The organism is Aeromonas sp. MR16, from assembly GCF_022549315.1.
GTDB lineage: Bacteria > Pseudomonadota > Gammaproteobacteria > Enterobacterales > Aeromonadaceae > Aeromonas > Aeromonas aquatica.
Map to the genome: position 1 here is coordinate 85928 of NZ_JAKZFK010000001.1, position 12463 is coordinate 98390.

Consider the following 12463-nt stretch of genomic DNA (forward strand, 5'->3'; position numbering starts at 1 on the left):
TTTTTCAGTTGGCAGGTGTCCATCATGAGTCGTGAATTAACTATCTCGTTCGGGATTTTTTATGTTTCAGCCTATTTGCTGGCAATGTTATTGGGCATGGGGTGTTACCTCTGGTACGACGAATTGATATTCCTGCTGGGCTTTGGTTTCTTCGGCTGTTTTATCGCCGCGCGGATCGCCATGGGCGCCGTGCTGGCGGCTCTGAGCGTGCAGTTGGCCTGGTTCATCGCCTTCCTCTCCACCACCCTGATCAACAGCCTGCTGATGGGCCTGGTTGCGCTGGTTGTCTACCTGACCCACCAGGCGGTATCTGAAGAAATATCCGATAATATCAGTGGGTTATTGGTTGCCTTTCAGCTGCTGTCTGCCGGCTTCATCTTCGGCGGCCTCAAGCTCTATCGCCATGATCTGCACCCCTCCTGAGACGGGACAAGGCGCGTCGAGTCGCACTGGCTCGCGGCCGGATAGAGTGTTCTGAATATCGCCGGGAGCGGCGGTATATTTCCAGCGGGAGGAATAAACATGCCCTGCTTATGAATAATAGGCGGACGGGCGCGGTTGTAATGCCATTGGGCCTACTCTATGATGCGACGCACCAGCACGATGCTATTTCAATGGATGTTTGTTTTTATAATTAAGTGTTAATTTGTTAAGTCTTAATTATAACATCTGACGGAATTGGCTGAGGCATCGTTTATCGTTGTTGCTGATTGCAATGTGCCTGCAATTTCCCCACACAGATATAATGCGAGGCCAGAATGCTGAATCTGAGTGCCATTCCGTTGACCGATATTTCCCCCATCTGGGATGATGGCTTTCTCTCCCTCTCCAAGACCCTGCTCTCCGCCGTCACTCTGGACGACTTCATCGAGAAGCTGAACCGGATCGAGGCCTGTTTCGGTGGCGTGACCCGGGTCAACCTCATCCTCAATCTGGGGGGAGAGGAGGCGGTGGTCTGCTTCATGGGGGAGCAGGGCCCGCAGCACCTCGTCTGCCGCAAGGGGGATCTGCACTTCTCCGCCCACTCGGAGCAGGCCATCGTCCTGCCGGCGGCCCGCTTCGTGAACCGATGCGCCAAGCTTGCCAGCACCCCGGTGTATGACGGCCTGCAATCCTATTGCCAGTTGCCCATCACCACGGCTCGCAGCCACCTGGGCGGGGTGGAGTTCATCAGCACCCAGCCCAATGCCTTCCCGATGGAGACCCTGGCCAAGCTGACCCAGCTCGCCGCCATCGTCGCCATTGCGCTGGAGAGCGTGCAGGACAAGGAGCGCACCCTGGAGCAGGCCCACTCCCTGCGCCTGGAGCGCGACAGTTGCAAGATCCTGGTGGACGTGACCAATGCGGTGATTAAATTAGTGCGCATCGCCGAGCTGCCAAAGAGCCTGTTTGCCATACTGCAGCACCATTTTTCCATCAGCAGCCTCTGTCTGGCCGAATACAACGCCACCTCCGACAGCTTCAAAAGCTATCTGGTGAACCCGCGGGAGAGCGATCAACCCGGCATCATCAACCACTCCTGCTTCGAGAAACACTGCCTACAAGGGGCGCTCATCCAGAGCGAGCCCTTCTTCGTCTACCGCGAGCAGGGCCACGGCTGCAATTCCGGCTGTCGCTTCAGCGCCCAGATCCTGCCCCCCGATGCAAGCAGCTCCTGCATCCTGCCGCTGCGTTATCGCGGCAACCTGCTGGGGGTACTGATCCTCTCCCACCCGAGGGCCGATTTTTTTGCCGACATCGACCTCTCCCTGCTGGAGCAGGTGGCGGCGCGCACGGCGATTGCCATGAACAACGTGCAGGCGCAGCAGGAGATTTCCAACACCAATGGCGCCCGCGAGAAGACCATCAGGGTGGCCGACAGTCAGCCCGATGCCGACTTTGCCAACATCATCCATCAGAGCGCCGCGATGCAGAGCGTGCTGGAGAAGGTGAGGCTGGTGGCCCAGAGCGACTGCTCGGTGCTGATCCTGGGGGAGACGGGCACCGGCAAGGAGCTGATCGCCCAGGCCATCCACGGCTTGAGCCAGCGCAATGAGCAGGAGATGGTGAAGGTGAACTGCGCCGCCATCCCCACCGGTCTCATCGAGAGCGACCTGTTCGGCCATGAGAAGGGGGCCTTCACCGGCGCCCTGAGCCAGCGCATCGGCCGCTTCGAGCGGGCCCACAAGGGCACCCTGTTCCTGGACGAAGTGGGGGACATGCCGCTCGACCTGCAACCCAAGCTCTTGCGGGTGTTGCAGGAGCACGAGCTGGAGCGGGTCGGCAACAGCACTCCCATCCCCATCGACGTGCGGCTGGTGGCGGCCACCAACTGCGATCTGCTCTCCATGGTCAAGAACAAGCGCTTTCGCAGCGATCTCTACTACCGGCTCAACGTCTTTCCCATCGAGCTGCCGCCCCTGCGCGAGCGGCGCGAGGACATACCGCTCCTGGTCAACTTCTTCATCAAGAAGATTGCCAGGCGGATGCGGCGCAACATCACCGCCATCCCGGCCGATGCCATGAAGATGCTGGTCTCCTTGCCCTGGTACGGCAACATCCGCGAGCTGGAGAACATCATAGAGCGGGCCGTGGTGATGACTCGCGGCCAGGTGCTCAACCTCTCCCCGGACGAGCTCTTGCCCCTCAAGGGCTTTCACAAGATTGAGACCCTGGTCTATGACGAGCCCTCCCAGGGGCTGTTCGGCGGCGAGGGCAGTCATGGAGACAGAACCCAAGCCGTGCGGGAGCGCGACGGCGTGCAGGGGGAGGATGAGCGCGAGGCCATCATCGCCGCCCTGCGGGCCTGCAACGGCATCGTCGCCGGCGAGCGGGGGGCCGCCAACCGGCTCGGCATGAAGCGCACCACCCTGCTCTCGAAGATGAAGCGGCTCGGTATCTCGGCGAAAGCCCTCCAGACCCTCGACTAAGGACGGCGCAGATGTTGTCAGAGAACGAAGGGGCATCCCCCCTGCACGGCCTGTGCGCCCCCCGCGAGGTGGTGCACTACCACAGAGAGGGGAGTCGCACCGACAGCGCCATGCTGTTGCCCGCCGAGACCCCGGTGGCGCTGGTCTACAACGGCATCGCCCACGGCGTCATGATGTGCTCGGCCGCGGATCTGGAGGATTTTGCCATCGGCTTCTCGCTGTCCGAGGGGATCATCGACGGCCTGCACGACATCCACGACATAGAGCGAGTCGATGGCTGCCAGGGCATCGAGTTGCAGATCACCCTGGCCAATCGCTGCGTCCATCGCCTGAAAGAGAAGAAGCGCACTCTGGCCGGGCGCACCGGCTGCGGCATTTGTGGCAGCGAGAGCCTGGAGCAGGTGGTGCGCACCTTGCCCTCCCTGCCCGACAGCCAGCGCTTCGAGGTGACCCTGATCGACAAGGTGCTGGACGCGCTGCGCCCGCTGCAGTTGCTGGGGCAGAGCACCGGCGCCACCCATGCCGCCGTGCATGTTGACGGGGCGGGCAACATCCTCGCCATTCGCGAGGACGTGGGCCGTCATATCGCGCTCGACAAGTTGGTGGGGCACCTTTGCCGCAGTGGTCGGCGTGACGGCGCCATCCTGGTGACCAGCCGAGCCAGCTTCGAGATGGTGCAAAAGTGCGCCAGCGCCGGGGTCGAGATCCTGCTCGCTATCTCGGCGGCCACCGGGCTCGCGGTGGAGCGGGCCGAGCAGACCGGCCTCACCCTGGTGGGCTTCTGTCGCCCGGGCCGGGCCGAGATCTACAGCGGCCGCCAGCGCATCTTGCTGGAATAAGCGCGCCCGGGCTCCACAGTCTCGCCTCACCCGGCGAGGCGCCGATCATTGGCGCTCGGGGCCGGCTCGGGTATAGTCCTGCGCCAACAAGATAGGTTTGGATGGATAAGCCCTGGCCACGAGCCCGGCTTGTCCCTCTGGCGCGGCTTTAAAGGATATCCCCATGAAATTCAGTCCCCTGCTCGATGAGATGATGAAGGCGCTGCAGGTGCTGCCGGGCGTCGGCCCCAAGTCGGCCCAGCGCATGGCGTTCACCCTGCTCGAGCGTGAGCGCAGCGGCGGCCTGCGTCTGGCCTCATTGCTCAACCGGGCGCTGACCGAGATAGGTCATTGCAGCCACTGCCGCACCTTCACCGAGAACGATCGCTGCGAGATCTGCGCGAACCCCAAACGGGAGGAGAGCGGTTTGCTGTGCGTGGTGGAGAGCCCGGCGGACGTGGCGGCCATCGAGCACACCGGCCAGTTCTCCGGCCGCTACTTCGTGCTGATGGGGCACCTGTCACCCCTCGACGGCATAGGCCCGGAAGAGCTGGGGCTGGAGATTTTGGAGCGGCGACTCAAGGATGAATCCATCCAGGAGCTGATCCTTGCCACCAATCCCACCATCGAAGGAGATGCCACCGCCTGGTACATCGCCGACATGGCGCGGGCCGCCGGGGTCGAGGTGAGCCGCATCGCCCACGGGGTGCCGGTGGGGGGCGAGCTGGAGCTGGTGGATGGCACTACGCTGTCTCACTCCCTGATGGGGCGCCAACGTATCTAGACCTGATGGTACAAGAAGTGGGCAACTGAGCCTGTGATGAGGGGCGAGTGTGCAAGTTTGCACACTCGCCCCTTGATATTTGGGAGGCCACCCCCATCTAGGTTGGGAATCTGTTCAACCCGACGTTTTGAGGACTGGTCGATGACCCAAAGTGTTCACGCCGAAACCCACGGCTTTCAAACCGAAGTCAAACAACTGCTGAGCCTGATGGCTCACAGCCTCTACTCCAACAAAGAAGTATTCCTGCGCGAGCTGATCTCCAACGCCTCCGATGCGGCGGACAAGCTGCGCTTCAAGGCGCTTTCCGATGCCTCTTTGTTCGAAAACGACGGCCAGCTGCGCGTGCGCCTGGTGGTGGACAAAGAAAACAAGACCCTGACCATCTCGGACAACGGCATCGGCATGACCCGTGACCAGGTGATCGAACACCTGGGCACCATCGCCAAATCCGGCACCGCCGACTTCTTCAAGCACCTGTCCGGTGATCAGGGCAAAGACTCCCAGCTGATCGGTCAGTTCGGGGTGGGCTTCTACTCCGCCTTCATCGTCGCCGACAAGGTGACCGTCATCTCCCGCGCCGCCGGCACCGAGCCGAGCCAGGGCGTGCAGTGGGAATCCGAGGGTGAAGGCTCCTTCACCGTGGCCGATGTGACCAAAGAAGGTCGCGGTACCGACGTCATCCTGCACCTGCGTGCCGAGGAAGAAGAGTTCCTGGACGACTGGCGCCTGCGCTCCGTGGTCGCCAAGTATTCCGATCACATCAGCGTGCCGGTTGAGATGTACAAAGAGGGCACCCCGGATCGGGAGGAGGACGGCGAGACGATCAAAGGTACCCCGGGCGAGTGGGAGCAGGTCAACCGCGCCACCGCACTCTGGACCCGCAACCCGAAAGACATCAAGGACGAGGAGTACCAGGAGTTCTACAAGCACGTTGCCCACGATTTCGAAGATCCGCTCTTGTGGGGTCACAACCGGGTGGAAGGGGCGCAGGAGTACACCAGCCTGCTCTACATCCCGGCCCGCGCGCCCTTCGATCTCTACAACCGCGAGCAGAAGCACGGCCTCAAGCTCTACGTGCAGCGCGTCTTCATCATGGACGACGCCGAGCAGTTTATGCCGACCTACCTGCGCTTCGTCAAAGGGGTGCTGGACTCCAACGATCTGCCCCTCAACGTCAGCCGCGAGATCCTGCAAGACAACAAGGTGACCGCCTCCCTGCGCAAGGCCTGCTCCAAGCGCGTCCTGACCATGCTGAACAAGCTGGCCAAGGACGATAGCGAGAAGTACGCCAAGTTCTGGAGCGAGTTCGGCAACGTGCTCAAAGAGGGCCCGGCCGAGGATTACGCCAACCGCGAAGAGATCGCCAAGCTGCTGCGCTTTGCCAGTACCGCCGGCGAGGGCGAGGCCCAGACCGTGTCCCTTGAGGATTACGTTGGCCGCATGAAGGAAGGCCAGCAGAAGATTTACTACATCACCGCCGACAGCTTCGCCGCGGCCAAGAACAGCCCGCACCTCGAGATCTTCCGCAAGAAGGGCGTCGAAGTGCTGCTGATGTGGGAGCGGGTGGACGAGTGGCTGATGAGCCACCTCACCGAGTTCGACGGCAAGCAGCTGGTCTCAGTCACCCGTGGCGAGCTGGATCTCGGCGAGCTGGAAGACGAGGCGGCCAAGCAGGCGCAGGAGGAGGCCGAGAAGGCCAACGCCGGTCTGGTGGAGCGGGTCAAACAGAGCCTGGGGGACAGCATCAAAGAGGTGCGCGTCACCCATCGCCTGACCGACTCGCCGTCCTGCATCGTCACCGACGATCACGGTATGAGCACCCAGATGATCAAGCTGATGCGCGCCGCCGGCCAGCCGGTCCCCGAGCAGAAGTACATCCTGGAGCTCAACCCGGACCATGCGCTGGTGAAGAAGCTCGACACCATCACCGACGACAACCTGTTCGGTGAGTGGGTCAGCCTCTTGCACGAGCAGGCCCAGCTGGCGGAGCAGGGCGGTCTCAATGACCCGGCGAGCTTCGTCGCCCGCATCAACCGCTTGCTGCTGCAGGCGTGATGACGCTGCCTGGCTGACAGGTCGGACACCAAGGCCCGCTGTGATGCAGCGGGCCTTTTTATGGCGTCGGGTCGGCACCAATCTGGCCAGACCACTGTTTTGCTGCATTTTCAATCATTTTTTGTGGGCGAGTCCTGCGTCTTTGGTCGCATCGCCCGCACGAATCCATGGTGATAATGTGGCCACTTGCACGGGGCAAGCTTGTTAATAGGGGCGAAAACGTGTAGTTTTTTGCCTTCTCAAGAATTGAATAACCAATCAATTAGGAGCGTGTATGCGCATTGTTCTGTTGGGAGCACCGGGTGCCGGCAAGGGTACCCAGGCTCAGTTCATCATGGAAAAACACGGTATTCCGCAGATCTCCACCGGCGACATGCTGCGTGCGGCGATCAAGGCGGGCACCGAGCTGGGCCTCAAGGCCAAGGCCGTGATGGACGCAGGTCAGCTCGTCTCTGACGACATCATCATCGGCCTGGTCAAAGAACGTATCGCGCAAGCGGATTGCGCCAACGGCTTCCTGCTGGACGGCTTCCCGCGCACCATTCCCCAGGCGCAAGCCATGAAGGATGCCGGTGTGGTGGTGGACTTCGTGCTGGAATTCGACGTGCCGGACGAAGAGATCGTCAAGCGCATGAGCGGTCGTCGCGTGCACTCCGGCTCCGGCCGTACCTACCATGTGGTGTTCAACCCGCCGAAGGTAGAAGGCAAGGATGACGTGACCGGCGAGGATCTGGTGATCCGTGCCGACGACGAAGAGACCACGGTGCGCAAGCGTCTGGATGTGTACCATCAGCAGACTGCGCCGTTGATCGGTTTCTACGGTAAAGAAGCGGAAGCGGGCAACACCCGTTACGTCAAGATCGACGGCACCCAGCCGGTGGATCTGGTCAGCAAGCAGCTGGCCGCCATCCTGGGCTAAGCCTGCCATTGCCAACCGCAATCGGTCGATAACGAGTCTGAGACAAGGGTCCATCCAGGGCCCTTTCTTGCATCATAACAAGAACGACAAAAACAGTGACAGGAAGCTAACGTGACCACCAAAACCGGGATCTTGCTCGTCAATCTGGGGACGCCAGCGGCGCCGACCACGTCCGCCGTCAAGGCCTTTCTCAGCCAGTTCTTACAGGATCCGCGGGTGGTCGAGATACCTCGCCTGTTGTGGTCCCCCCTGCTCAACTTCGTCATATTGCCACTGCGTGCCCCCAGGGTGTCCAAGCTCTACCAGCAGATCTGGACCGAGCAGGGATCGCCGCTGATGGCCATCAGCCAGCGTCAGCGCGATGCTCTCGAGCAGGAGCTCAAGCGCGAAGGGGTGGATGTGCCCGTGGTGCTCGCCATGACCTATGGCAGCCCGTCACTGAGCGATGGCTGGCAGGTGCTCAAGGCGCAGGGGGTCAACCGGGTGATACTGTTGCCGCTCTATCCCCAATATGCGGCCAGTACCACGGCCGCGGTGTTCGACGGCTGGGCGCGGGTGATGAAGCGCGAGCGCCACCTGCCGGTGATGCGCCTCATTCGAGACTATCACAACCACCCCGAATACATACAGGCGCTGGCCATGAGCGTGCGTCGCCAGTGGGAGCAGCAGGGCCAGGGTGAGCATCTGCTGATGTCGTTCCACGGCATCCCCCAGCGTAGCGAGGACGAGGGTGATCCCTATGGTCATCAGTGTCGCCGCACCGCGACCCTGCTGGCCGAGGCCCTGGGTCTTGCGCCCGAGCAGTGGAGCGCCAGCTTCCAGTCCCGCTTCGGCAAGCAGGAGTGGCTCAAGCCTTATACCGATGCCACCATCACGGCGCTGGCGGGGCAGGGGGTCAAGCGACTCGATGTGATCTGCCCGGCGTTTTCCGCCGACTGCCTCGAGACGCTGGAGGAGATCCAGGTCGAGAACCGTCACCTCTTCACCGAAGCGGGTGGGGAGCAGTTCCACTACATCCCCGCGCTCAACAGCGATCAGGCCCATATCCGCATGATGGTGTCGCTCATCTGCCGCGAGCTGGCGTGATGATGTCACTCGCGGTGCCAGTTCTGTGATGGTGTCTTTCATCCATCCGCCGCGATCTGGCCTGAGCGGTCTTGGGATTCAACATTCAACGATAAGGATTGTCTAGATGATGCATATCACGCTGATCTACGCCGGCCTCTTGGGGCTCTTGTTTTTGCTGCTCTCCTTCTGGGTGGTCAAGCGTCGGGCCCAGTTCAAGGTGATGATAGGGGAAGGGGAGGCACCCGAGATGCTGGCCGCGATCCGTGCCCACGGCAACTTCGCCGAGTATGTGCCGCTCACCCTGCTGCTGATGGCCCTGTGCGAGCTGGCCGGGGTCGGTGCCTTCTGGCTGCACCTTGGCGGCGTGCTGTTGCTGGTGGGGCGCATCCTGCACGCCATCGGCATCCAGATCCCCAAGGCACCGAACAAGCCCAGGCTGTTCGGCACCCTGTGCTTCTGGTTGTCCCTCGGCCTGTTCTCGGTGCTGGCGCTGGTGCAGGGATTGTCGTTTGGCTGAGTGCCAGCGCCAGGTCCGCTCATGTAATAAAAAAACCACCTCATTCGGAGGTGGTTTTTTTATTGCATCAGAGTCAAACGTTTGCCTTTCCAGCCCTTGCCTATACTGACGCCATATTTTAATCGGGCGACTTTTCGGCGAGGCGGATTGTGTTAAAATCCCGCCCCTCTTTCCCCCAGAGCACAGAACATTGCCATGAAATTTCCCGGTCAGCGCAAGTCCAAACACTACTTCCCGGTCGACAGGCGTGATCCCCTGATCCCGCAGAATCCCCTGCTCACCGAACTGGGCAAGGCCTATGTGGTGGGCATCGATCAGACCCTGGTGGACATCGAAGCTCATGTGGATGAAGACTTCCTGAACCGTTACGGCCTGAGCAAGGGCCACTCGGTGGTGATCAGCGATGACGTGGCCGAGCGGGTCTATGAAGAGCTCAAGACCAACAACATGGTGGTGAGCGAGTTTGCCGGTGGCACCATTGGCAACACCATGCACAACTACTCGGTGCTGGCCGATTCCCACTCCATCCTGCTCGGGGTGATGAGCCAGGACATCCGCATCGGCAGCTACGCCTACCGCTATCTGTGCAACACCTCCTCCCGCGTCAACCTGGACTACCTGCAGCCGGTCGACGGCCCGGTCGGTCGCTGCTTCACCTTCATCACCGAGTGTGGCGAGCGCAGCTTCGGCATCAACGCCGGCAAGATGAACCAGCTGGATGTGCACCATGTGCCGGAAGAGGTGATCAAGGGGGCCTCCGCCCTGGTGATCACCGCCTACCTGGTGCGCGGTGACGATGGCGATCCCATGAAAGAGGCCGCCATGAGCGCGGTGCGTTACGCCCGCGAGGCCGGGGTGCCCGTGGTGCTGACCCTGGGCACCCGCTTCGTCATCGCCGACAATCCCCAGTGGTGGCGCGACTTCATCGCCGAGAACGTGACGGTGCTGGCGATGAACGAGGACGAGGGCGAGGCCCTGACCGGGATCAAGGATCCCCTCGGCGCCGCCGACAAGGCCCTCGACTGGGCCGACATGGTGCTCTGCACCGCCGGCCCCATCGGCCTCTACATGGCGAGCTACACCGAGGAGGACTACAAGCGCGAGACCACCCATACCCTGCTGCCCGGGGTCATCCCCGAGTTCAACATGTATGAGTTCAGCCGCCCCATGGCCCGTGCCAAGTGCCGCAATCCGGCGCGGATCTACTCACATATCTCCCCCTACATGGGCGGTCCGGAGAAGATCAAGAACACCAATGGTGCCGGGGATGGCGCCCTGTCTGCCGTGCTGCACGACATGGTGGCCAACGCCTATCACCGCATGAATGTGCCGAACTCCGCCAAGCACCTGTCCGAGTTCCTCACCTACTCTTCACTGGCCCAGGTGTGCAAATACGCGAATCGGGTGAGCTACGAGGTGCTGGCCCAGAGCAGCCCGCGTCTCTCCCGCGGCCTTCCGGAGAAGGAAGACAGCCTGGAAGAGGTGTACTGGGAGCGCTGATAGCGTCAACCGGACATGAGACAAAGAGGGTGCCACCAGGCACCCTTTCTCATTTTTGGGCTGGATCATGTTTTTGGCACTGCTTTTGCTGTCATCGTGGACAGCCCGCGCCATGGCGACATACCTTGTTAACAACATGTAGCGGTTGAGGGATGAGCTTATGTTGAGACGATGGAGTATCGGCCGGCGACTGTCGCTGGTGACCCTGATGGTGCTGGTTCTGCTGGGGCTCTTGCTGTTTTCCTGTCTGCAGATCTACCAGCAGGGGCTGATGGGGGAGAAGAGCCGCCAGACCCGGGCTCAGGTCGAGACCGCCTACAGCCTGGTGGCCCAGTTCGAGGCCAAGGTGCGACGGGGTGAGCTCAGCGAGGCAGACGCCAAGGCCCAGGCGCTGGCACTGCTCAAGGGGCTGCGCTATGGCCAGGACGACTACTTCTGGATCAACGACAGCCACCCTACCATGGTGATGCACCCCATGAAGCCCGCGCTGGACGGTCAGGATCTCTCCGGGGTGGAAGACAAGCAGGGGCTCAAACTGTTCGTCGCCTTCGCCGAGCTCGCCAAGGTGCAAGGAGCGGGGGAGGTGGCCTACTACTGGCCCAAGCCCGGGGTGGAGGAGCCGGTACGCAAGATCTCTTACGTCAAGCGCTTCGCCCCCTGGGACTGGATCATCGGCACCGGCGTCTATGTGGATGACGTCGAAGCCCAGTATCGGGAAGTGCTGTTTACCCTGCTCGGGATTGGCGCCCTGCTGGCCATGCTGCTGTTCCTGGTGGTCGGCCTCATCGTGCGCAGCATCGTAGTGCCGCTGTCCCAATCCGTGTCGGCCCTCGGCAACATCGCCAGGGGAGAGGGGGACCTGCGGTTCAGCCTGCCCGAGTTGGGCCGGGATGAGCTGAGCCAGCTTTCCGCCAACTTCAACCAGTTTGCCAGCCAGATGGCGCAGCTGGTGGGACGCAGCCAGCAGATTGCCGCCCAGAACCGGGAGCAGGCCCATCAGCTGGAGCAGATTGTCGATCGCACCGGCGCCATCGTCACCGGCCAGGAGCAGGACACCCTGAGGGTTGCCAGCGCCATGGAGCAGATGACGGTGAGCAGCCGCGAGGTGGGCCAGCACGCCGCCCGGGCGGCCGATGCGGCGGACGCCGCACTCAATCTGGCCCAGCAGGGTCGCGAGGTAGTGGCCCAGACCATCGCCACCATCGATCAGTTGGGGGACGAGATGGCGCAGACGGTGCGAGCCGTGGGTCAGCTTGAGCAGGAGACCCAGCAGATTGGCTCCGTGCTCGATGTGATCCGGGGGGTGGCCGAGCAGACCAACCTGCTGGCCCTTAACGCCGCCATCGAGGCGGCCCGGGCGGGCGAGCAGGGCCGCGGTTTTGCGGTGGTGGCGGACGAGGTGCGTACCCTGGCGACCCGCACCCACAGCTCCACCGACGAGATCCGGCAGATGATACAGCGACTGCAGGAGGGGGCGGGCAAGGTCGCCAGCGGCATCACCCAGCTGCAGCAACTCTCCCGCAGCACCGCCGACAAGGCCGGTGAGGCCGATGGCGCCATCCATGCCATCGATGGATCTGTGCACACCATCAATGCCATGAATAGTCAGATCGCCACCGCCGCCGCCGAGCAGAGCCGGGCGGCGGAGGAGATCAATCAGCGACTGGTGGCCATCACCACGCTGGCGGCGGACGCCCTGGCCCAGAACCGGTTGACGGAGCAGGCGGCAAGCACCCTGGCCCACTCCTGCGACGAATTGGGGGCCCTGGTCGCCCAATATCGTACCTGAGGGCGCTTATCCCCTGCTTTTTGGGGATTTGACTTGAGTCTGGGGGGCTTTTGGGACACCATCAGCCCCATTCTCGGCCACCTTGGCCGACTGCCTGCCATTTG

10 protein-coding genes are annotated in these 12463 nt (G+C 62.1%); all 10 read left to right on the forward strand.

Annotated features, from left to right (window positions below):
• Positions 1–24: 24 nt before the first annotated feature.
• The 10 genes from MM194_RS00355 to MM194_RS00400 all read left to right on the forward strand — a co-directional run bounded on the left by MM194_RS00355 (position 25) and on the right by MM194_RS00400 (position 12359).
• A complete protein-coding gene (locus MM194_RS00355; protein WP_241342277.1) occupies positions 25–423 on the forward strand; it encodes a hypothetical protein in 399 nt (132 codons plus the stop codon).
• A gap of 335 nt (positions 424–758) precedes the next feature.
• On the forward strand, positions 759–2909 hold the full coding sequence (locus MM194_RS00360) for a sigma 54-interacting transcriptional regulator (RefSeq protein WP_241342278.1): 2151 nt from the start codon (positions 759–761) through the stop codon (positions 2907–2909).
• Between the two features lie 11 nt (positions 2910–2920).
• Positions 2921–3748 (forward strand): formate dehydrogenase accessory sulfurtransferase FdhD, encoded by an 828-nt coding sequence (fdhD, locus tag MM194_RS00365; RefSeq protein ID WP_033130252.1) that lies wholly within the window; start codon positions 2921–2923, stop codon positions 3746–3748.
• A 163-nt stretch (positions 3749–3911) separates the two neighbouring features.
• Positions 3912–4511: a recombination mediator RecR gene (recR, locus tag MM194_RS00370; protein WP_241342279.1), complete on the forward strand. Its 600-nt coding sequence runs from the start codon at positions 3912–3914 to the stop codon at positions 4509–4511.
• Between the two features lie 141 nt (positions 4512–4652).
• The gene (gene htpG / locus MM194_RS00375; protein WP_241342280.1) at positions 4653–6566 is read left to right on the forward strand and encodes a molecular chaperone HtpG; all 1914 of its coding nucleotides are present in this window, start codon (positions 4653–4655) and stop codon (positions 6564–6566) included.
• Positions 6567–6840: 274 nt separating this feature from the next.
• The gene (gene adk / locus MM194_RS00380) at positions 6841–7485 is read left to right on the forward strand and encodes an adenylate kinase (RefSeq protein WP_033130255.1); all 645 of its coding nucleotides are present in this window, start codon (positions 6841–6843) and stop codon (positions 7483–7485) included.
• Positions 7486–7596: 111 nt separating this feature from the next.
• Positions 7597–8571, forward strand: a complete 975-nt coding sequence (gene hemH, locus MM194_RS00385) for a ferrochelatase (RefSeq protein ID WP_241342281.1) — start codon at positions 7597–7599, stop codon at positions 8569–8571.
• Between the two features lie 106 nt (positions 8572–8677).
• The gene (locus tag MM194_RS00390) at positions 8678–9070 is read left to right on the forward strand and encodes an MAPEG family protein (protein ID WP_241342282.1); all 393 of its coding nucleotides are present in this window, start codon (positions 8678–8680) and stop codon (positions 9068–9070) included.
• 195 nt (positions 9071–9265) lie between these two features.
• Positions 9266–10570, forward strand: coding sequence for an inosine/guanosine kinase (locus MM194_RS00395; protein WP_241342283.1), 1305 nt, complete (start codon positions 9266–9268; stop codon positions 10568–10570).
• Positions 10571–10730: 160 nt separating this feature from the next.
• Positions 10731–12359 (forward strand): methyl-accepting chemotaxis protein, encoded by a 1629-nt coding sequence (locus tag MM194_RS00400; protein WP_241342284.1) that lies wholly within the window; start codon positions 10731–10733, stop codon positions 12357–12359.
• Positions 12360–12463: the final 104 nt, after the last annotated feature.